The organism is Pseudoalteromonas shioyasakiensis (genome assembly GCA_013391845.1).
GTDB classification, from domain to species: domain Bacteria; phylum Pseudomonadota; class Gammaproteobacteria; order Enterobacterales; family Alteromonadaceae; genus Pseudoalteromonas; species Pseudoalteromonas apostichopi.
The window spans coordinates 1,493,379-1,514,770 of sequence record CP058414.1 but is presented as its reverse complement, the minus strand read 5'-3'; the positions used below and the strand labels follow the sequence as shown (position 1 = coordinate 1,514,770).

Here is a 21,392-nt window from a genome sequence, read left to right as displayed (position 1 = left end):
AAACCGCATAATAGCACTCAACAAATCAAGAGGAATCAAAAACATGTTAAACAATATTGAAGGCCAAAAAGTACCAAACGTTACATTCGCAACACGTGTAGACGAGCAGTGGAAATCCGTTACTACTGACGAAATCTTTAAAGATAAAACGGTTGTGCTATTTGCATTACCTGGCGCATTTACACCTACTTGTTCATCAACACATTTACCACGTTATAACGAGCTTGCTGCTGTATTTAAACAAAACGGGGTTGATGACATTGTCTGTATTTCTGTAAACGATACATTCGTGATGAATGCTTGGGCGCAAAACCAAGAAGCCCAAAATATTACCCTACTGCCCGACGGCAACGGTGAGTTTACTGATGGCATGGGTATGTTAGTTGATAAAAACGACTTAGGCTTTGGTAAGCGCAGCTGGCGTTATTCTATGCTTGTAAAAGACGGTGTTATCGAAAAAATGTTTATTGAACCGCAAAAGCCAGGCGACCCATTTGAAGTATCTGACGCTGATACCATGCTTGAATACATTAACCCTGCGCAAATAAAACCAGAGTCAGTGAGCATTATTACGAAACCTAATTGCCCATTCTGTACAAAAGCTAAAGCACTATTAGAAGCAAAGGGTTATGTGTACGAAGAAATTATATTAGGTCAACACGCATCATTAACCAGCTTAAAAGCTATTTCAGGTCGTGAGACAGTACCGCAAGTATTCATAGGCGGTGAGCACATTGGTGGCTCTGACGATTTAGAAAAACACTTTGCATAATTTTCAAGTTGGGGCTGCTGAATGCAGCCCTTACATTATTTAAACACCTACAACCTATTGATTAAAAAACAAATTAACCAACTGGTCTGCTCTCACCATCACCGATATTTATATTCAAAATACCAACATCTTAGTTACCAATTTATTACATAAAGCAAAGAATGAACCTAAAATGTCTGCAGCTACATTTACTCAAACCGTAACGAAATTAAGATGATTTAATTGGAATATAAAATGAAAAAACTAATACAAGGACTGCTCCTTTCCTTGCTATGTTTCGGTGGCCAAGCTCATGCTGCGTCCACTGGTACGATCGATTTACTCACCCACCCTGTTGGCATTATATGCCTTGTTATTTTTATCTTTGCTTATGTGCTCGTCATACTCGAAGAAAAAATTCACTTACGCAAATCAAAACCCGTATTGGTTGCAGCCGGGATTATTTGGACCCTTATTGCTTGGCAGTACAGTGCACAAAACTTATCTGTTCTGAGCACTAACGCGTTTCGTCACGCCCTGTTAGAATTTTCAGAGTTAATGCTATTTTTGCTCGTTGCGATGACCTACATCAATGCACTAGAAGAGCGCCGTTTATTTGATGGCCTAAGAAGCTGGCTGGTTGCGAGGGGCTTTAGCTACAAACAATTATTTTGGATAAGCGGTGTACTGGCATTTTGTATTTCACCTGTAGCCGATAACTTAACAACCGCATTACTTCTATGTGCCGTAGTAATGAAAGTTGCAGCAAATGATAACCGCTTTATTGCTATGTCATGCGTAAACATTGTAATAGCCGCAAATGCAGGGGGCGCCTTCAGCCCATTTGGTGACATCACGACACTCATGGTTTGGCAAGCCGATGTTGTCGCCTTTACCGAGTTCTTTGTTTTATTCCTACCTGCTTTAGTAAGTTATATTATTCCAGCATTTATTATGTCTTTATATATCAATAATCAACACCCTGATATCGTAGGCGAAGAGATTGAACTTAAACGTGGTGCGCTTCGCATATTGTGCTTATTCTTACTGACAATACTAACCGCCGTGGTGTTAAAAACCGCCTTTGGTTTACCTCCAGTTGTAGGCATGATGATGGGCCTTGGCTATTTACAGTTTTTTGGCTACTTCTTACGCGTCACCCTACCCGGCTCCCTTGCCAGAAAACGCGCTATGGCAGAGCGCGAAGGTGATAAAGAGCGCTTATCTCGCTTAGGTAACGTTGTTCCTTTTGATGTATTTAGCCGTGTATCAAGAGCAGAATGGGACACGCTCTTGTTCTTCTATGGCATTGTAATTTGTGTTGGTGGCTTAGGGTTTATCGGCTACTTAGCGCTGCTTTCTGATTTACTTTATAACAACTGGTCTGCTACCGGTGCGAACATTATTCTTGGTTTAATGTCAGCCGTTGTAGATAACATTCCTGTGATGTTTGCGGTGTTACAAATGATGCCAGATATGTCGCATGGTCAATGGCTGCTTATCACCTTAACAGCAGGTATAGGTGGCAGCCTGTTATCAATTGGCTCTGCGGCAGGGGTTGCACTAATGGGTCAAGCGCGAGGGATCTACACCTTTAATAGCCACTTAAAATGGTCACCGGTTATTTTACTCGGTTACTTTGCAGGTGTATTAACTCACTTATATCTCAATACTGCCTACTTCAGCTAAGCCTCTGTAATGTTAAAGTTAAAACCCTAATCGTTTTTAGGGTTTTAACTTTAAACACTCCACAATGAGCGGTTTATAAACAGCAATGTCGCAATAAGCGGTGTTTTTGTCGCAAAAAGTCAAGATTAAGGCAGGTACTTTACTTTAGTCTAATAATTCACAAATAAGGTGAATTGAGGACACACATATGAGCCAAATGAATTCTGTTGCCATGCAAAATGGCAAGTTGCATGTAAAACAAATTGATATTCCCACTCCTGGACCCGGCCAAGTATTAGTAAAAAGCCTAGCTTGCGGTATTTGCGGTTCAGATATTCATATTACACGCCACACCAGTGATGTATTCGATATCTATAAAAACCTTGGCATAATGGCTAATGATGCAGGTGACGACCAAGAAATATTATTAGGTCATGAGTACGCGGCAGAAATCGTCAGCTACGGCCCAAATACCAAAGGCGAACTTGCTAAAGGAACCCGTGTAACCTCAGTGCCAATCTTACTCTCTGCTGGCGGTGCTGGCGTAGGTGTAACTCCAGGGCTGTATGGTGCCTATTCTGAATACTTTATTGTTGATGAAGCCTTGCTATTACCTATTCCTGATGCAGTTCCATCAGAAGCGGCAGCCATTACAGAACCACTTGCTGTTGGCCTGCATGCAGTGAACCGCGCACAAATGCATAATGATGATGTTGCAATCGTAGTTGGTTGTGGCCCAATTGGCCTTGCCGCGATTGCCGCATTAAAGTTACAAGGCGTAAAACACATCGTTGCCTCTGATCCGCAAGAAAGCAAAAAACAAATTGCCCTTGAATTTGGCGCTACTGAATATGTTAACCCTATGGCGGATGATGAAGTCGCTAAAGCCGCTGTGCTTGCAGGTAGCAACAAGGTCGTTATTTTTGAATGCGCCGGTGTCAGCTGCTTATTAAACGACTACATTTTACGTGCGCCAGCAAAAGCAAAAATCGTTGTAACAGGTGTACATACTGCACCACTTAACGTTAATTTTGCCTATGCAACTGTCAAAGAGTTAGACCTTATTTTCTCTTATTACTATCAACCAGAAGAATTTGCTCAATCACTCGAGAACATCGCTTCAGGTAAAATTGCATGGCAAAAAATGCGCACAGGAAAAGTCGGCATCGACGGCGTACAAGGTGCCTTTGATACCTTGTTTAAACCAAACGACCATATCAAAATCATCATTGAACCATGGCGCACAGGTGAGCTTGAAAAAGTAACGGGTTAATTAAGCTTAAGGGGTGCTGAGGTAACTTGGTAGCCCCTACAGGAATCGAACCTGTAACTGCCCCTTAGGAGGGGGCCGTTATATCCATTTAACTAAGAGGCCACTCAAAAGCTGAGGGATTGCTTGTAACTTGTAACTTGTAACTTGTAACTTGTAACTTGTAACTTGTAACTTGTAACTTGTAACTTGTAACTTGTAACTTGTAACTAAAATTATAACGGTCTAAGGCTTTGCTAATCAAGGAGAATAAACCAATCGACTCGAGAATAGCCGATTGGTGTAATGCAAGAGCTAATTAACGCTAGCTGTTGCAGATTGGATTGACTCATTTTTTAGCACAAAATACGGGATCACTTTTTGTGCGCTGGCAATAACAAGTTTTGAGTTTAAATTAATCACTCGAGCATTCACTTCAACGCCGTTAGGGCGATATATAAGCGTGCCTGTAAGTACATGGCTGGCAATGCGACGCTCGGCTAACTCTTCTATATCACGCGACATCACAAAATCACCACGTGAGGTCACACTAATTACATCCATCGCTTTAAAATCAACAACCCCAAAGCCAAATTTCTGCAGCTGGTGCAGCATTGTTTCCGATAGTTGATTACCAAGTTGAGAGCTGGTTTTTAAGCTTGCATCTAAATCGACAAAAGAAGTAATAGCAATTCCTAACTCACTTTCTTGTTGCATAGTATCAACTAACTCAAGCGCCATTTGCTCGACATAATTGACAACTGTTTTATGATGTTGATATGGCACAAATAGACGATGGTTAGCGTTATCCTGCTGCATGTCGTTTTGTTCAACTGCTTGCAGCATAGCAACGTAATCTAACTGACCATTTGCTGAAGCCTGTGCGTTTTTCGGCTCTGCTGATTGCTCTGGCAGCAATTGGCAGCCGGATAGCGCGAGCGTTAACGATGCTAAGATAAAACCTTTCATAGCTTACTCACTTGCTTGTTTTAGTGTAATACCATCACTACGGTTGGTGCTATCAAGGGCATCAACCACTGATTGCGGGATAAAACCCTGCGCTGACCCTACAACCGCTTTACTTGCTAAGCCAACAATACGGGCATTAACGAGCACACCACTTTGATGATTAACCAAGGTACCTGCCAATACATAATTAAAATTTTGATCTTGGCTTAGCTCTAAATAATCACGACTGAAAACATAGTCACCACTTGGCGTGACACGCATATAATCAGTAGTTTTAAAGTCAATGACAGGTACACCAAATGCGTGCAGTTCATGAATGAAACTTTCGGCAATTTGATTACCTAGCAAATTCGTTGAGTTGTAATCAGCATCAAGGTACACAAAACTTGAAACAGCAACCGGCGTGGTATCGCTAACATATTGCAAATTTTCAACTAAGTCTTGCATGATGCCACGCACATAATGATTAATATTTTTACGCGTTGGTGCAGCGGTAAAAGTGCTGTTGTTCATCACCGCCTTATTAGTTTGGAACACACTGTCGTTACTATGCGGCGCGGCGACTTCTCTTTGCGCAGCTAACTGAGGCTCATTATCTTGCTGTGTTGCATCACCTGATAACATCGAAGAGCAACCAAAGCCTAAAGGCAAACATAAAGTTAAAATTAAACGTTTCATTAAATGAGTTCCTCTTAATATTCGCTTCGATACAACTGGCCATCACGCTGCTGAACTTTTTCAGCTCCCCACATGACATTAATGGGGATCTCGGTGCTTGCTGCTGACACTATTCGCAGATCTTTGGTATTTACCAATCGGGCGTTAACTATGTAGGCATGTTGTTGCCGCGTCAGTGTGCCGGTAATAACAAAGTCAATATTCTGACGTTGACGTAAGGTATTTACATCACGACTAAGTACACTATCGGCCGATTGCTGCAAATTTAAAGTATTTTCTAACCGATACTCGATAGTATGAAAACCAAGTTGAGTAAATTGCGTTAATAAACTTTCTTGAATTTGCTGACTTAAGCCACTGCCCTGATCTTCTGCTAAATCAGTTCCTAAGCCATCAGCCATATAAAAACTGGTAACAGCAATACGAGCATTACCTTTATAAGGGCCTTGAATACGGCTCAACTGACTGCTTAAATCAGCAACGTATTGATGCACCGTATATGGTGCCATTGGCGATTTTGGGGTTTCTCTAGGGGGCGCACTTTGTGGCTCTTCAGTTAAGCTACAACCCACCAACACTAAAAAAACTGAATAAAATAACAGGCGCATAATTGCCATCCTCACTAAACTTAGTAAGTACAAAGCAATAATTATGCCTAAGTATTATTATTTGCTAGATATAGCTAGATAATAGTGAAGCAAGAAACTCTGTGATTAAAGGAAGTAAGCCGCTTTGTAATGGATCTGTTTTAAGTTATTAATCGCTACTCAGACTGAGTATGTGAGGTTGTTAAAACAGGAATAGCAAAGTTAGTTGACGCAAAAGCAGTAGCTACAGCACCTGTCCAACAAAAGGAGCTGTCACACAAGTTTGCCCTAGCTTTTTTACTATTTCACAAAATGCAGTAGCTTGAGTATAGTTTGTAAATGGACCAGCTCTTAGTCCATACACGGTTACGCCTTTGTGCTCACGCTTTTTAAAACGAAAATCCAGGCCATGCAAAACATCAGGGTAGTCTCGCTTTAGCTCTAATACACGGTGACTTACTTTTGTCGGTGTTAAATATAAACCTAATTGCACGGCCGGTTCTACTGCTTTGGCTGCTGCAATAGCTGCGCTTTGTGAATGCGTAAATGGTTGCTCAGGCTGGCTATGCTCTTGGCTCATCATACAGGCTGTTAAAACAGTTAAGCTGATGGCTATCAATAGGTATTTAGAAAAAATAGAAAAATGCATGATTACGTCGATTCTCAAAAACAGACTTAAAACTTAGCAATAAAAATGCCACCTTTAGAATGAACTTTGACCCTAAAAATATATTCGGTTGTCAGTGTAGTTACCAACCCAGCAATCAATTCCTTGCCGCTTAATAGCCTCACAATCGGCTTTGGCATTTTTAAAGTACTTATAACGGCCAAACTTAAGGCGATAATAAGTATGCTCATTTACTTTAGCAACTTCGATATTAAGTATCGGTTTTCCTTGGAAGATATTCGGCGCACGCTTAACCATTTTTTTAAATGAATAGGCAAGGCTTTGTTCTGATTCAACAGACATAAGCTGTAAAGCAAAACTGTAATTGTGCTCAGGAAACTCCGTTTTGTTTGATGGCTCAGAGACAGAGTTGAGATCGTTATCTTGAATCTGCTTAACATTTTCAACTGATTTATAGTTTATTGCTGCTTTATCTGGGCTCGTTTGAATTAGTACACTAAAAGTATCTGATTGCTTAAACGCTTTGTTAAAAAGGTAAGTAATATTAATATTTTTATTTTTAAGAATAGAAGGCAATGGGTTATTACTACAGCCAGCTACAGCTAGTAACACCATCAGGTATAAACTGTAACGCAAAGACTTTAAGTAACATTTCATAATCAGGATTCTTTAAAGTACCATTAAAATTAGCTTCTTATTAAAAGAAGAGCATATTGTTAGTACTTACCTGTACATCAACACTTAAAAGATAATTTGAGATATAAAACGTAACCACTAACGTATTAACGTTTCGACTATAACCTTTGTGTTAGTTATTTTTGGAAAACAGCCATAAACGAAACTATTCATTTACATTCAATGGTAACAATGCGTTAAGACAAAGGTATATCAGAAAAATCCTTTATTGGGTAATGATCGACAATTGTAAGGTTTATGTAAATAATAAAAAAGTGCCATATAGGCACTTTTATGAAGTAATTTTTGACTAGAAATCTAAATTGCTTATTTTACCAGCGACTTTATGAAGTCTGTAAGCTCACCTTTGAATTCATCACGACGCAGTGCAAACTCAACAATCGCTTTTAAATAACCAATTTTACTGCCGCAGTCATGGCTTTTACCTTTCATTGAGTAGGCATCGACAGTTTCTTTTTCCATTAGCATAGCAATCGCATCTGTTAATTGGATTTCATCGCCTGCGCCTGCAGGAGTTTTTGCAAGTAATGGCCAAATATTTTTGCTCAATACATAACGGCCAACAACAGCAAGATTTGAAGGTGCTTGCTCAATCGGAGGCTTCTCAACCATGTTTAAAATTGCAGCACTTTCACCTTGCTGGATTTTTACATCACCTAAGTCCACTACACCAAATTTATCTACTTCATTTTGCGGAACAGGCTCCACCATAATTTGGCTCTCACCTGTGCTTTCAAAGCGCTGGATCATTTCGGCTAAGTTATCTTTTTTAAGGTCGCTGGCCACATCATCAATGATCACATCCGGTAAGATAACTACAAATGGTTCATTACCTATGATAGGTGCTGCGCAGTTGATAGCATGGCCAAGGCCTTTAGCTTCACCCTGACGAACTTGAATAATCGTTACATCTTTCGGGCAGATTGATTGTACTTCTGCAAGTAACTGACGCTTAACACGCTTTTCAAGCGTTGCTTCTAACTCAAAACTGGTATCAAAGTGGTTTTCTATTGAGTTTTTACTTGAATGCGTCACTAAAACAATTTCTTTAATTCCTGCAGAAATTGCTTCATTTACAACGTATTGAATCAGTGGTCGGTCAACAATAGGAAGCATTTCTTTAGGAATTGCTTTTGTCGCAGGTAACATACGCGTGCCAAGACCAGCAACTGGGATCACAGCTTTCATTGATTTCTCCTTAAATTTTATTGTTCTTACACTGAAAACGGATACTTAATTGCATCGTGACACTGATAACCTACTACTTCAAAATCGTCTTTTGTAACCCAGGTTTCAATGTCTTCAAGTGATTTAATGTTTGGGTTTATTTTTAATTCTGGCGACGCGAAAGGCTCACGCTTTAGCTGCACATCACGCATCAACTCAAGTTGGTTTTCGTAAATATGTGCATTGGCTATCTTATGATACGCCTTACCTGGTTTATGTCCGGTAATTTGTGCAACTAAAGCAAGTAGCACAAAACATTGTATCTGATTAAAGTTTAAACCTAGCGGCACATCGCAGCTGCGTTGGTATGAAGTTAAGTATAGAGTATCACCTAACAAAGAAAAGGTGTGCGTGTGCATACAAGGGCGTAAACAGCCTAGCTCAAACTCACCTGGGTTATAAAAAGTGACTATTTCACCGCGATCATCTATGCCTTTAGATAAGTTATCGATAACTTTTTTAAGTTGGTCTAGGTGACTACCGTCAGGGCGCTGCCAGCTGCGGCCTTGAACACCATAGACACGCCCCATATCATCTTCACCACGACGATGTGGGTTTTCAAGCCAAGCTTTGTTTTCGTTTGCGTTTGCATTCCAAGTCATACAGCCGATATCACGAAACTGTGCAGCACTATCGTAACCTCGTAAATAACCAAGTAATTCAGCTATGGCGGCTTTGTAAAAGCTTTTGCGTGTTGTAATTAGCGGAAACTTGTTATTCGCTACATCATACTCAAGATCAGCGTTAATAACGGTTAAACATTTGGTACCTGTGCGTTTATTCTCAACCCACACACCTTCGTCAACTATGCGCTGACATAAATCTAAATACTGTTTCATTGATTAGCTCATATTATGCTTTGCTTGCCACGCTGTGTTGCGGCTTTTTATAGGCCCATATTAACAAACCAAGACCACCAATTACCATCGGCAATGACAGTATTTGCCCCATTGAAATAACGCCTGCGAATAAACCTAAATGGGCATCTGGCTCTCGGAAATATTCAACAATAAATCTAAACACACCATAGCCAAGCAAGAACACCCCAGCAACACTTCCCGCTGGACGAGGCTTTTTAATAAACCATTGTAAAATTAAAAACAGCACCAGACCTTCTAAAAAGGCTTCGTACAGTTGAGATGGATGACGAGGCTCTGGCCCACCAGTAGGGAAGATAAACGCCCAAGGTACGTCAGTTACTCGGCCCCACAGCTCACCATTAATAAAGTTACCAATACGTCCTGCTAATAAACCGAGTGGCACTAATGGCACCACAAAGTCACCTACTTCAAATAATGACTTTTTACGTGTCCAAGCAAATATGGCGATTGCGGTAATCACACCTAAGGTACCGCCATGGAACGACATACCACCTTGGTCAATTCTGAATAAATACAGTGGGTTTTCAATAAAATAACTGAACTGATAAAACAACACATAACCAATACGACCACCGAGTATCACACCGAGCATGCCGTAAAATAACAAGTCGCTTACTTGTTCTTTTGTCCAACCTGAGTTTGGTTTTTCAGCTTGACGATTAGCAAGCCACATTGCTAAAGCAAAACCAATTAAATACATCAAACCGTACCAACGTACGCTGAGCGGGCCTACCGAAAAAATAACCGGATCGATATCTGGAAATTGAAGAGCCATAAAATTAAAAACCTTTAACTAAACACCATTTTAAGCGCAATTATTACAAGTAATAGCGCGAATACTTTTTTTATTGTTGCCACTGGCAAGTAATGCGTGGCTTTGGCACCTATAGGCGCAATTAGCGACGAGGTAACCACAATCCCGACTAAAGCAGGTAAATACACAAATCCGGCAAATCCATCACTGAACGATGTTAATTGCCACCCAGCAGATACATAACCCACCGAGCCAAACAGCGCAATGACAATACCACATGCAGCAGCACAACCAATGGCCTTTTTAATATCAACAGAAAAATAATGCAGTAGCGGCACAATCAGCGCTCCACCACCAATACCTATTAGTCCTGACAACGCCCCCATTATGGCACATAAAAAGCCAAGAATAGGTCCTGAAGGAAGCGGCTTTTCACTGGCAGCTTTGGTGCGTGTTGATAACACCATTCTCAAGGCTATAAACACAACGCTACCAGCAAAAACAAAGCGCAATAGTTGTTCAGGAATAAAGCTTGCTGCAAATCCGCTTATTAATGCACCCAGTCCAACCCCAGTCATGACCCAAGGAGCAATTTCCCACGGTACGTTAGCATTACGATGATGAGCAAGGGCTGAAGATGTCGAGGTAAAAATAATGGATGCTAACGATGTCGCTATCGCGATAACTAATACATGGCTTGGGTCTGCAACATCAAACGAAACCAGTAGCGCACTAAGTACCGGTACGATAATAAGACCGCCACCAATGCCTAATAAACCTGCTAAAAATCCAACCACACAGCCCAAAATTGCGCAGTACACCATTAAAAGTATTACGTCATGCATAGCACACTCATATATTCAATTTGTTATATACATATACTAAACTAATATATATACCCAAACCACCTCAAGATGCGAGTTTCAGTTGGAATTAAAAGCGATTTAGGCAAGGCATTGATTGCAAGTAATAGTGGTTCTATTGTTAAAATCAATAACGCAGTATAAATCGCTTTTAAACCAACCCTTTGGGCGTTTCACAGCACAATTTTCCCTCATGATTGACCTTGGCTTGGGGTGTAAAATAGCTCACCGAGCTGATGTTCAATCATAAAGTTACGCGTTAACCTAAGTACATGTTTTGCAGTGGGTTGTAATAAACACTCGGCAAGTAACTTTTCCATATCGCTAACATTTAAACGTCTAAGCACAAACTTAATTTTACTAATCGAAGAATAGTTCATACTCAAGCTTCGATAACCCATAGCAATAAGCAGTAATGCACCTTCTGGGTCGCCGCCTAACTCACCACATAAACTAAATGGCAGCTCATGCTGCTGACACTCTTGGGCAATTTTTAACAGCACCCGAAGTACACTTGGGTGATAAGGATTAAACAGCTCTGCAACACGCGCATTTGATCGGTCAACTGCAAGCATATACTGAGTTAAATCGTTACTACCTACAGAACAAAAATCGACTTTTTGCGACCACTCTTCAAGCATAAATACGCTCGAAGGAACTTCCAACATTACACCGATTTCTGGTCGTTCAATTGCCTGCTCAGGATATTGCTCACTTAGTTCAAAATAGGCTTGTTCGAGCAGTTTTAATGATTCATCCACTTCTTCTGAGCCACTGATCATCGGCAGCATAATTTTTAGATTACCTAAACCAATATTGGCTTTAAGCATCGCCTTGAGTTGATCTAAAAATAGCTCAGGGTGGTCTAAGGTCACGCGAATACCACGCCAACCTAAAAATGGATTTTCTTCGGTTATATTGAAGTAATCTAAAACTTTATCGCCACCAATATCGAGTGTACGCATCACCACTGGATTGGGGTGATAACTAGTAAGCACTTCACGATACCAATTTTCTTGTTCTGACTGTGAAGGAAACTGACCTTTTTGCATAAACCAAGCTTCAGTACGATAAAGTCCAACGCCATCACAGAAAGGTTTATTGTCATGCTCTATATTTAACTCAAGTCCAGCATTAACTAACAAGCTTATATGTTCGCCATCACATGTAACAGCATCTAAACTTTGCTCTGCAAAAAAGCGATCATTCAATAGCGTTTCTTGGTATTTAAGTTGGCTATATTCCTGATGTAACACTTGCGAAGGTGAAATATATAAACGCCCTGCATAAGCGTCTAGAATCATTGGTTTACCTTCAAATTGCAGTAAAGGTAAATCTTCTATACCCCATATTGCAGGGATCCCCATTGCACGCGTTAAAATTGATGCATGACTGTTTGCAGCTCCATTGACACTCACCACCCCAGCTAAATGACCTTTTGGCACTTCTGCGAGCATGGCTGGTGTGAGTGTACTGGCAATTAAAATAGTCTCTTTAGGATAAGGCTTTGCTGCATGCTCTGTATTGACTAAGTGATGCAAAACCCTCAACCCAATATCTTTAACATCAACTGCACGCTCTTTGATGTATGGGTCTTGCATAGCATTAAACTGTGAAATTAGTTTTTCGATGACTATTTTAAGTGCACTTTTAGCGCTCCAGCCCTGCTGAAGTTGCGCTTCTACATTTTGCCCTAAGCTTTTTGCATCCAGTAACTGTTGGTAAACATCAAACACAGCAAGGGCTTCTTGCGGTATCGAATCACTGAGGGTCATTGATAAAGTGCTAAACTCATTTCTAGTGGCAGCAACCGCTTGAGTAAATAACTTACGTTGAGTGGTGATGTCTTCATCTTTTTGCAACTCAATAGAAGTAAAGTCTAGCTTTGGAATTACTACAAAAGCTTCGCCGATTGCTATACCGGGAGCACCAGAAACACCTTTTAAAACAGAAGTTTGATGAGAAAACTCATCTACCCTTAACAGCTCTTTTATTTCTGCATGGGCTAACTGAGAGGCAAGCTGCGCCGATAAAGTAATTAAAAACGATTCTTCATCAGGGCTAAATACTCGCGCCAGCTTCTGCTGAACAACGATAACACCCAAAACCTTTTTCTGGTGCACCACTGGTACTGACAAAAACGCGTTGTAGCCTTCTTCATTAACTTCGGGTGAGAGTTTGAAACGTGGATGAGACTTTGCAAAAGCAATATTGATAGGCTCTTCGCGCTGCGCAACGAGACCTACAAGACCTTCAGTAAAGCCTATACGAAATTTACCGACCGCATCAGGGTTTAAGCCTTGAGTTGCCATCAGTACAAAATTGTCTTGACTATAATCTGCAAAATAAATCGAGCAGCACTGTGTTTGCATGGCATCTTTTACCATTTGCACAAAACACGCTAGCGCACTAGTTAAGTCCGCCTGTTGCGACACTGCCTCAGCAATTGATCTGAGCGTGGCTAACATGATGCTGCTCCTTTAATTTAAATAAGGTTACCCTTATCGTTTATGTCGCCAATGATCTTTGTGTTGCTCTCGTTTATTAAACGGCATTGCAAACGGGGCAAACTCTTTCATTACTCTACGATATACATCGCGCTTAAACGAAACAACTTGCCTAACCGGATACCAATAACTCACCCATCGCCAATCATCAAATTCAGGGTGATGAGTTTTAAGTAAATTTACATCTTCATCTTTACAACGAAGTTTCAGTAAAAACCATTTTTGTTTTTGCCCAATACACACAGGACTTGAGTCTCTGCGAATTAAACGCTTGGGTAATTTATAGCGTAACCAATGTTTAGAACTTGCGACGATCTCAACGTCTTCAGGAAGCAAGCCCACTTCTTCGTGTAATTCTCTGTACATGGTTTGCTCTGCTGTTTCACCGTCATCAACACCACCTTGGGGAAATTGCCAAGAGTGTTGACCATAGCGACGAGCCCAAAATACTTGTCCCTGATTATTGCAAATTACAATTCCGACATTGGCACGAAAACCTTCGGCATCAATCACCTTAGTGCCTCATTTGTAAGTCGATTTTTATTGATTGTTCCACATAACCTGCGATACAGCAAACACTTTACACCTAAGCCTAAATTAGATTGAAAATTTATTTTTTAACAAACATGTTTAATCAAGGCGTTACGATGTAATTATTATAAAAATACCCTATTTGATTAAAATAACTATTTACAACCGCATTTTTATCACCTTACCCACAGCTTGTGCATAACTTTTGTAAACCATGCCTAAATTGCAAACAAATCCACAATCCACAGTTAAAATATCCACTTTCTCCACAGAAACTGTGGATAAACATGTTTATATATCTGTATTTATACAAACAACTGTCTAATTAATGAAATAGAAACAACACACAAAAACAATAATTAAATTAAATATCATATACTTAGGCCTGGATATCCAAAAAATTAATTGGTTATTTTTAGCTCACACTTAACGTGCGCAAAAAACACTCAAACACAAAGATATCCACTAAGGCGCACATTTGCTATCATGATCCGGTTAATTAGACAATCAAATAAACGCCTTATGCGACCGATAAAACCCGCTTCTATAAATGAATTAATGCAACGTGTTGATGCTATAGCAGGCCTTACTTTAGGGCAATTAGCCGAGCAATATCATTTTAAAACACCTGAAGACTTGCTACGTGAAAAAGGCTGGACCGGGCAACTTATCGAATATGTGCTTGGCGCAACTGCAGGCTCAAAGCCAACGCCTGATTTTGAAGAATTAGGAATTGAGTTAAAAACTCTGCCCATTTCATTTAAAGGCAAACCACTCGAAACGACGTTTGTTTCTGTAACACCACTACTGAATGTAACTGGGATGAAATGGCAGCAAAGTACGGTTCGTAAAAAGTTGAATCATGTTTTATGGTTACCTATTTTAGGCGAACGCGAAATTCTACCTTTTCACCGCACCATAGGCAGCGGCTTTTTGTGGCAGCCAACGGCCGAGCAAGACGCACTCTTACAACGTGATTGGGAAGAACAAATGGAGCTAATAGCTCTAGGTCGAGTGGATGAGATTTCGGGCCACTTAGGCGATGTTATGCAAATAAGGCCAAAAGCAGCCAATAGCAAAGCGCTGACTGATGCAATTGGCCCGAATGGTCAAATAATACAAACCTTGCCTCGCGGTTTTTATCTAAAAACCAGCTTCACCGGCGAGATCCTAAAACAGCAATTTCAGCTTTAATTAAAATATAAAAAAACCTCCCGAAGGAGGCTTTTAAAGTCTAAATAGTTAGGGCTGATTACTGACCTTTAACTTCTTTAAGACCATTGTAAGGTGCTTTCTCACCTAATACTTCTTCAATGCGAAGTAATTGGTTGTACTTAGCAATACGGTCAGAACGGCTTAATGAACCCGTTTTGATTTGACCTGCCGCAGTACCCACTGCTAAATCAGCAATTGTTGCATCTTCTGTTTCACCTGAACGGTGAGAGATAACAGCTGTGAAGCCAGCATCTTTAGCCATTTTAATAGCTGCAAGCGTTTCAGTTAATGAACCGATTTGGTTGAACTTGATAAGGATTGAGTTAGCAATACCGTTATCAATACCACGCTTTAAGATCTTCGTGTTAGTTACGAACAGATCGTCACCTACTAATTGTACTTTGTCGCCAATTAGTTGTGTTTGGTGTGCGAAACCATCCCAATCAGACTCGTCTAAGCCGTCTTCAATTGAAACAATTGGGTATTGCTCAGTAAGGCCCTTAAGGAAGTGGTTGAATTCTTCAGAAGTGAATTTTTTACCTTCACCTTTAAGGTCGTAGATATTTGCTTCTTTGTCGTAGAACTCTGATGCCGCACAGTCTAGAGCTAGAGTGATATCTTTACCAAGCTCATAACCTGCATTTGCAACAGCTACCTTGATTGCAGCAAGTGCCGCTTCGTTTGATTCAAGGTTAGGAGCAAAACCACCTTCATCACCTACTGATGTAGAGTGACCTTCAGCTTTAAGTACTTTTGCTAAGCTGTGGAATACTTCAGCGCCCATACGTAACGCTTCACGGAAGTTTGTCGCGCCAACTGGCTGGATCATGAACTCTTGAATATCTACAGAGTTATCAGCGTGCTCACCACCATTGATGATGTTCATCATAGGTAATGGCATTGAGTAAACACCTGGTGTGCCGTTTAGATCTGCAATGTGCTCATAAAGCTCTACGCCTTTTGAGTTTGCAGCCGCTTTAGCTGTTGCTAAAGACACAGCTAAGATAGCATTCGCACCTAGTTTCTCTTTGTTTTCAGTACCATCTAAGTCAAGCATAACTTGGTCAACAGCTTTTTGATCAACTGCGTTTTGACCTTTAAGAGCTTCAGCGATTTCGTTATTGATATAGCCTACTGCTTTTAAAACACCTTTACCTAGGTAGCGTGCTTTATCACCATCACGTAATTCAAGCGCTTCGCGAGTACCTGTTGATGCACCAGATGGTGCTGCAGCACGGCCCCATGAACCATCAGCTAAATGTACATCAGCTTCAACAGTTGGGTTACCACGCGAGTCCATGATTTCGCGACCAATCACTTTTACGATTTCTGACATCTTGATTCCTCTTTTCCCGAAAATGGTGAGTTAGTGCCAGCTTTATTGCTGCTGGCTTTTAAAACAAATAAGCCGTGCATATAGCACGGCCTACTTAAATTACGATGACGCTTTTTGGTGAGTGTGTGCTGCTGCAACAAACCCTTCAAATAGCGGGTGACCATCACGTGGTGTTGACGTGAATTCCGGGTGGAATTGCGCGGCAATGAACCAAGGGTGATCTTTATTCTCGATAATTTCGACTAGTTTCTTATCTTCAGATAAGCCTGTGAAACTTAAGCCTGCTTTTTCAAGCTGCTCTACAAAGTGGTTATTCACTTCGTAACGGTGACGGTGACGTTCAACAATTTCGTCACTACCGTATACTTCACTTACTTTAGAGCCAGGTGTTAAGTGACATTTCTGAGCACCTAAACGCATAGTACCACCTAGATCAGATTGCTCATCACGGATTTCAACGTTACCGTCAGCATCTTGCCATTCAGTGATTAAACCAACAACTGGATGTGCTGATTTTGCGTTAAACTCAGTTGAGTTTGCATCTTCAAGGCCTGCAACGTTACGCGCATATTCAATAAGCGCTACTTGCATACCTAAACAAATGCCTAAGTAAGGAACTTTGTTTTCACGTGCATATTTAGCCGCTAAAATCTTACCTTCAACACCACGGCCTCCGAAGCCGCCTGGTACTAAGATAGCATCAAGGTGAGAGAGTAACTCTGTACCTTTGCTTTCTAAGTCTTGTGAATCAACATATTCGATGTTCACGGTTAGACGGTTTTTCAGACCTGCGTGCTTTAATGCTTCGTTTACTGATTTATAAGCATCTGGTAGTTCGATGTACTTACCAACCATACCAATCGTCACTTCACCCGTTGGGTTAGACTCTTGATATAACACTTGTTCCCACTCAGATAAATCTGCTTCTGGGCATTCAAGGTAGAAACGACGACATACGAAGTTATCTAGTTCTTGTGATTTAAGTAACGCAGGGATCTTATAGATGCTTTCTACGTCTGGTAATGAAATAACAGCTTTCTCTTCAACATTAGTGAAAAGTGCGATCTTCGCGCGCTCGTTATTTGGAAGTTTACGATCAGAACGACAGATTAAGATATCTGGTTGGATACCAATCGAACGTAATTCTTTTACTGAATGTTGTGTTGGCTTAGTTTTAACTTCACCTGCAGGGCCTAAGAATGGCACTAGCGTTAGGTGGATAAACAATGCGCGCTCACGGCCAATTTCAGTGCCAAGCTGACGAATTGCTTCTAAGAATGGTTGTGACTCGATGTCACCAACTGTACCGCCAATTTCAACGATTGCTACATCGCGACCTTCAGCACCGTCATATACACGTTGCTTAATGTCGTTTGTGATGTGTGGAATAACCTGAATTGTTGCACCAAGGTACTCACCACGACGCTCACGTCGTAATACATCTTCATAAACACGACCTTGTGTGAAGTTGTTGCGGCTAGTCATTTTGGTACGGATGAAACGCTCATAGTGACCTAAGTCAAGGTCAGTCTCTGCACCGTCTTCAGTTACAAATACTTCACCGTGCTGAATTGGGCTCATAGTGCCTGGGTCAACGTTAATGTAAGGATCCAGCTTTAAAATAGTCACGTTAAGACCACGTGCTTCTAAAATAGCGGCTAATGACGCTGCTGCAATACCCTTACCCAACGAAGAAACAACCCCGCCAGTTACGAAGATAAATTTTGTACTCATGCGAACCCTAGAATATCAGGAATTAAAAGGAATAATATAGAATCAAGACGGGGCGAAATTATAGCAAAGGGGCTGCTATCAATCCAGATAAAATTAGCAAATAAGTGCACAAAAAACGAGCTTGGTTACACTGTACCCAAGCTGTATCAAAACAGGCTCACTTGGCCTGCTTTTTAATGGCTTCCCATGCGTTGTCCATTTCTTCGAGACTGGCCGTTTCTAAACTTTGGCCACGTTCATCTAAGTAGACAGCCACTTTTTCAAAGCGTGACGCGAATTTAGCATTGGCACTTCGTAATAATTGCTCAGGATCGCGTTTAATATGACGGGCTACATTTACCGTTGCAAACAGTAAATCGCCAAGCTCTTCTGCACTGTGTTCTGAATAAGGGTCATGAGCCAGCGCTTCTTTTACTTCGTCGACTTCTTCAGCGACTTTATCGAGGGCCCCATGATAACTTGGCCAATCAAAACCTAGGCTTGCTACGCGCTGTTGAATTTTCTTAGCTTTTGAAAGACCTGGCATCGCATCAGGAATATCCTGCCAAAGACTCATTTGAGGTGAAGTAGATTTTTCTGCTCGTTCTTGCGCTTTAATAGCCTGCCACTGCGCCGAAAGCTCTGCGTCCGACAGCTCACTTTGCTTTGCAAAGACATGCGGATGCCGACGAATTAATTTATCGTTTAGTGTATTTGCCACATCTGCAAAATCAAATAAGCCCTGCTCTTTAGCAAGTTGGGCATAAAAGATGATTTGAAAAAGTAAATCGCCAAGCTCACTTTTAAGCTCAGTGAGTTCACCTTTTTCAATGCAGTCTGCTACTTCGTAAGCTTCTTCGAGGGTATGCGGCACTATCGATTTAAAGTCTTGTTTTAGATCCCACGGGCACCCAGATTCTGGGTCCCGTAGTTTGGCCATAATTGATAACGACTGCTCAATGGCATGTTTATCACTCATTACGAATGACCACGCTTTGCATCATGTACACCTTCGATTTGGTGTAACTTAGACAATAATCGGTTAGTACTCGATAAGTCATGTACTTCAACCTGCATTGAAAACAGCGCAAGCTGCTTATCTTCAACGGTGTTGACATTCATGTTAAGCACATTCACCTTTTCGTTTGCAAGGACAGAGCTGATATCTCTAATAAGGCCTGAGCGATCTGTGGCTTCTACTTTAATAGTTAGTGAGTAAGAGCCATTTACATCGTCTGACCAACTTACTGATATCACCCGCTCAGGATGTTTATCACGAAGTTTTTCAAACGAATCACAATCCTCACGGTGAACTGCAATCCCACGGCCTTGAGTAATATAGCCAATGATTTCATCGCCCGGCACAGGTCGGCAGCATTTAGCAACATGGCTCATTAAGCTACCTACCCCATCAACAACAATGCCGTTTTTATCACCTGTGACACTTTTTGGTTTTTTAAACTTAATTTGTGGTTCGTCATCATCACGGTCACTAATAAAGTTTAATAATTGGTTTAAGCGAACATCACCTGCGCCTACCGCAACCATCAGGTCATCAATGCCTTTAAGATTGAATCGCTCAATTGCTGGCGCAAGGTCTTTGGTTGTTAAGTCTAGTTTTTGCAGCTCGTTCTCTAATATTTCTTTACCGGCGCTCAAGTTTTTATCGCGATCAAGCTGTTTAAACCAATGATGGATTTTAGAGCGTGCTCGCGATGACTTAATATAACCTAGCGATGGGTTCAACCAATCACGACTTGGGTTAGGTTGCTTTTGAGTTAAAATTTCAACCTGATCACCAGTACTGAGCTGATGAGTAAAGGGCACGATTTTGCCAAACACTTTTGCACCAATACAACGGTGACCAACGTTTGAGTGAATGTAATAAGCAAAATCAAGTGGCGTCGCACCCAGTGGTAAATCGAAAATATCACCTTTTGGTGTAAACACATAAACTCGGTCTTCAACTACTTGATTTTTGAGCTCTTCAGCTAAGTCACTACCATCAACTACTTCTTCTTGCCATTGTAGTAACTTACGTAACCAACTAATTTTTTGCTCATAGCCAGAACCACGTCCTGGCAATGCACCTTCTTTATACATCCAATGCGCAGCAACACCTAACTCAGCATCTTGATGCATTTCGCTAGTACGAATTTGGATTTCAACGGTTTTACCTTCAGGGCCAAATACCACTGTATGAATTGACTGATAGCCGTTTTGTTTAGGTGTTGCGATGTAATCATCAAATTCTTTATTTAAATGCCGCCAATTGGTATGCACGATACCTAATGCTGCGTAACAATCTTGCAGGCGTTCCACCACAATGCGCATAGCACGAATATCAAACAGCTGATCGAATTCGTAATTCTTCTGCGCCATTTTTTTGTAGATACTGTAGATATGCTTCGGGCGGCCATACACTTCACCCTCAATACCCGCTTCGGCCAAGCGTGCTTTTACTAAAGCAACCATATTTTCCATATAGGCTTCACGAGCAAGTCGCTTATCATCGAGCTGTTTTGCGATATTTTTATAGGTGTCGGGGTGCAGGTAACGAAACGAAAGATCTTCAAGTTCCCATTTAAGCTGACCTATTCCTAAGCGGTTAGCAAGGGGTGCAAAAATGTCACGTGTTTCTTTAGCGGCAATTACACGCTCTTCTTCACTGGCGTCTTTAACATCACGCAAATGGCATACTTGTTCAGCGAGTTTTATCACCACTGCACGCACATCTTCAACCATGGCTAGCAGCATACGGCGGATATTATCAATTTGAACAGTGCCCTTGCCTTGATGGGCTAAGGTGCTGATGGTAGCCATTTGGCTTACACCTGTTAGTAATAACGCCACGTGATCACCAAGCTTGTCGGTCACAGTTTCAATCGAGATTTTTTCGGCTAGGAAATAAGGTGTTAAAAAAGCCGTGGCAAGTGAATCTGCATCTAAATTTAGCTCGGCTAAAATCTCTACCATTTCAATGGCTGTGTTTTCACGTTTTGCATCATCGCAATGCAGACACAATTGGTGAGCTTGCTCTAATAAGGTATGTTTGTCTTCTGTTAGCGCTAACAGCTCGATACGGCTGGCAAAATCACTCGGCTTTGTAAGCTGATGTGACTGTCTAGTGGCTACCATG

General features: G+C 41.1%; 19 protein-coding genes and 1 tRNA gene. 4 read left to right on the top strand and 16 right to left on the bottom strand.

All coding sequences use genetic code 11. The features are described 5' to 3' along the window. The first annotated feature begins 43 nt into the window (after positions 1 to 43). The 3 genes from HYD28_06930 (at position 44) to HYD28_06920 (ending at position 3,692) form a co-directional block, all read left to right on the top strand. The gene (locus HYD28_06930; GenBank protein QLE08722.1) at positions 44 to 772 is read left to right on the top strand and encodes a glutathione peroxidase; all 729 of its coding nucleotides are present in this window, start codon (positions 44 to 46) and stop codon (positions 770 to 772) included. A gap of 234 nt (positions 773 to 1,006) precedes the next feature. After that, positions 1,007 to 2,440: a sodium:proton antiporter NhaD gene (gene nhaD / locus HYD28_06925; protein ID QLE08721.1), complete on the top strand. Its 1,434-nt coding sequence runs from the start codon at positions 1,007 to 1,009 to the stop codon at positions 2,438 to 2,440. Positions 2,441 to 2,627: 187 nt separating this feature from the next. Continuing rightward, complete coding sequence (locus tag HYD28_06920) at positions 2,628 to 3,692, top strand: zinc-binding dehydrogenase (GenBank protein ID QLE08720.1); 1,065 nt, start codon at positions 2,628 to 2,630, stop codon at positions 3,690 to 3,692. A gap of 27 nt (positions 3,693 to 3,719) precedes the next feature. Here the strand turns inward: HYD28_06920 and HYD28_06915 are convergent. The 12 genes from HYD28_06915 to rppH all read right to left on the bottom strand — a co-directional run bounded on the left by HYD28_06915 (position 3,720) and on the right by rppH (position 13,971). Then, positions 3,720 to 3,794 (bottom strand) — tRNA-Arg (locus tag HYD28_06915). 189 nt (positions 3,795 to 3,983) lie between these two features. Continuing rightward, positions 3,984 to 4,637, bottom strand: coding sequence for a flagellar biosynthesis protein FlgO (locus tag HYD28_06910; GenBank protein ID QLE08719.1), 654 nt, complete (start codon positions 4,635 to 4,637; stop codon positions 3,984 to 3,986). Positions 4,638 to 4,640: 3 nt separating this feature from the next. After that, entirely contained in the window at positions 4,641 to 5,315 is a 675-nt protein-coding gene (locus tag HYD28_06905; protein QLE08718.1) for a hypothetical protein, read from the bottom strand. A gap of 14 nt (positions 5,316 to 5,329) precedes the next feature. Continuing rightward, on the bottom strand, positions 5,330 to 5,923 hold the full coding sequence (locus HYD28_06900) for a hypothetical protein (protein ID QLE08717.1): 594 nt from the start codon (positions 5,921 to 5,923) through the stop codon (positions 5,330 to 5,332). Between the two features lie 223 nt (positions 5,924 to 6,146). Further along, positions 6,147 to 6,551, bottom strand: a complete 405-nt coding sequence (locus tag HYD28_06895) for an SPOR domain-containing protein (GenBank protein ID QLE08716.1) — start codon at positions 6,549 to 6,551, stop codon at positions 6,147 to 6,149. 72 nt (positions 6,552 to 6,623) lie between these two features. Continuing rightward, positions 6,624 to 7,187 (bottom strand): SPOR domain-containing protein, encoded by a 564-nt coding sequence (locus tag HYD28_06890; protein QLE08715.1) that lies wholly within the window; start codon positions 7,185 to 7,187, stop codon positions 6,624 to 6,626. Positions 7,188 to 7,532: 345 nt separating this feature from the next. Further along, entirely contained in the window at positions 7,533 to 8,414 is an 882-nt protein-coding gene (gene galU / locus HYD28_06885) for a UTP--glucose-1-phosphate uridylyltransferase GalU (protein QLE08714.1), read from the bottom strand. A 26-nt stretch (positions 8,415 to 8,440) separates the two neighbouring features. Further along, entirely contained in the window at positions 8,441 to 9,292 is an 852-nt protein-coding gene (locus tag HYD28_06880) for a thymidylate synthase (protein QLE08713.1), read from the bottom strand. 13 nt (positions 9,293 to 9,305) lie between these two features. Beyond that, positions 9,306 to 10,109: a prolipoprotein diacylglyceryl transferase gene (gene lgt, locus HYD28_06875; protein QLE08712.1), complete on the bottom strand. Its 804-nt coding sequence runs from the start codon at positions 10,107 to 10,109 to the stop codon at positions 9,306 to 9,308. Positions 10,110 to 10,123: 14 nt separating this feature from the next. Continuing rightward, a complete protein-coding gene (locus tag HYD28_06870) occupies positions 10,124 to 10,933 on the bottom strand; it encodes a sulfite exporter TauE/SafE family protein (protein ID QLE08711.1) in 810 nt (269 codons plus the stop codon). A gap of 209 nt (positions 10,934 to 11,142) precedes the next feature. Then, positions 11,143 to 13,419 (bottom strand): phosphoenolpyruvate--protein phosphotransferase, encoded by a 2,277-nt coding sequence (gene ptsP / locus HYD28_06865; protein QLE08710.1) that lies wholly within the window; start codon positions 13,417 to 13,419, stop codon positions 11,143 to 11,145. Between the two features lie 33 nt (positions 13,420 to 13,452). Further along, the gene (gene rppH / locus HYD28_06860; GenBank protein ID QLE08709.1) at positions 13,453 to 13,971 is read right to left on the bottom strand and encodes an RNA pyrophosphohydrolase; all 519 of its coding nucleotides are present in this window, start codon (positions 13,969 to 13,971) and stop codon (positions 13,453 to 13,455) included. 540 nt (positions 13,972 to 14,511) lie between these two features. Here rppH and mutH point away from each other — a divergent pair. Next, positions 14,512 to 15,183, top strand: a complete 672-nt coding sequence (gene mutH, locus HYD28_06855; GenBank protein ID QLE08708.1) for a DNA mismatch repair endonuclease MutH — start codon at positions 14,512 to 14,514, stop codon at positions 15,181 to 15,183. A 58-nt stretch (positions 15,184 to 15,241) separates the two neighbouring features. Here mutH and eno read toward each other — a convergent pair whose 3' ends face one another. From eno to relA, 4 genes are all read right to left on the bottom strand, one after another. After that, entirely contained in the window at positions 15,242 to 16,540 is a 1,299-nt protein-coding gene (gene eno / locus HYD28_06850; protein ID QLE08707.1) for a phosphopyruvate hydratase, read from the bottom strand. 99 nt (positions 16,541 to 16,639) lie between these two features. After that, positions 16,640 to 18,274 carry a CTP synthase gene (locus tag HYD28_06845; protein QLE08706.1) on the bottom strand — a complete coding sequence of 545 codons (1,635 nt, stop codon included), beginning with the start codon at positions 18,272 to 18,274 and terminating at the stop codon, positions 16,640 to 16,642. A 157-nt stretch (positions 18,275 to 18,431) separates the two neighbouring features. Beyond that, entirely contained in the window at positions 18,432 to 19,232 is an 801-nt protein-coding gene (mazG, locus tag HYD28_06840; protein QLE08705.1) for a nucleoside triphosphate pyrophosphohydrolase, read from the bottom strand. Then, entirely contained in the window at positions 19,232 to 21,391 is a 2,160-nt protein-coding gene (gene relA / locus HYD28_06835) for a GTP diphosphokinase (GenBank protein ID QLE08704.1), read from the bottom strand. The genes mazG and relA overlap by 1 nt, the downstream gene beginning before the upstream one ends. Position 21,392: the final 1 nt, after the last annotated feature.

What these genes read in the sequence shown, in the direction of transcription:
- HYD28_06930 (QLE08722.1), top strand. Translation starts at nt 44, where the DNA reads ATGTTAAACAATATTGAAGGCCAAAAAGTACCAAACGTTACATTCGCA.
- nhaD (QLE08721.1), top strand. Translation starts at nt 1,007, where the DNA reads ATGAAAAAACTAATACAAGGACTGCTCCTTTCCTTGCTATGTTTCGGT.
- HYD28_06920 (QLE08720.1), top strand. Translation starts at nt 2,628, where the DNA reads ATGAGCCAAATGAATTCTGTTGCCATGCAAAATGGCAAGTTGCATGTA.
- HYD28_06910 (QLE08719.1), bottom strand. Translation starts at nt 4,637, where the DNA reads ATGAAAGGTTTTATCTTAGCATCGTTAACGCTCGCGCTATCCGGCTGC.
- HYD28_06905 (QLE08718.1), bottom strand. Translation starts at nt 5,315, where the DNA reads ATGAAACGTTTAATTTTAACTTTATGTTTGCCTTTAGGCTTTGGTTGC.
- HYD28_06900 (QLE08717.1), bottom strand. Translation starts at nt 5,923, where the DNA reads ATGCGCCTGTTATTTTATTCAGTTTTTTTAGTGTTGGTGGGTTGTAGC.
- HYD28_06895 (QLE08716.1), bottom strand. Translation starts at nt 6,551, where the DNA reads ATGCATTTTTCTATTTTTTCTAAATACCTATTGATAGCCATCAGCTTA.
- HYD28_06890 (QLE08715.1), bottom strand. Translation starts at nt 7,187, where the DNA reads ATGAAATGTTACTTAAAGTCTTTGCGTTACAGTTTATACCTGATGGTG.
- galU (QLE08714.1), bottom strand. Translation starts at nt 8,414, where the DNA reads ATGAAAGCTGTGATCCCAGTTGCTGGTCTTGGCACGCGTATGTTACCT.
- HYD28_06880 (QLE08713.1), bottom strand. Translation starts at nt 9,292, where the DNA reads ATGAAACAGTATTTAGATTTATGTCAGCGCATAGTTGACGAAGGTGTG.
- lgt (QLE08712.1), bottom strand. Translation starts at nt 10,109, where the DNA reads ATGGCTCTTCAATTTCCAGATATCGATCCGGTTATTTTTTCGGTAGGC.
- HYD28_06870 (QLE08711.1), bottom strand. Translation starts at nt 10,933, where the DNA reads ATGCATGACGTAATACTTTTAATGGTGTACTGCGCAATTTTGGGCTGT.
- ptsP (QLE08710.1), bottom strand. Translation starts at nt 13,419, where the DNA reads ATGTTAGCCACGCTCAGATCAATTGCTGAGGCAGTGTCGCAACAGGCG.
- mutH (QLE08708.1), top strand. Translation starts at nt 14,512, where the DNA reads ATGCGACCGATAAAACCCGCTTCTATAAATGAATTAATGCAACGTGTT.
- eno (QLE08707.1), bottom strand. Translation starts at nt 16,540, where the DNA reads ATGTCAGAAATCGTAAAAGTGATTGGTCGCGAAATCATGGACTCGCGT.
- HYD28_06845 (QLE08706.1), bottom strand. Translation starts at nt 18,274, where the DNA reads ATGAGTACAAAATTTATCTTCGTAACTGGCGGGGTTGTTTCTTCGTTG.
- mazG (QLE08705.1), bottom strand. Translation starts at nt 19,232, where the DNA reads ATGAGTGATAAACATGCCATTGAGCAGTCGTTATCAATTATGGCCAAA.
- relA (QLE08704.1), bottom strand. Translation starts at nt 21,391, where the DNA reads ATGGTAGCCACTAGACAGTCACATCAGCTTACAAAGCCGAGTGATTTT.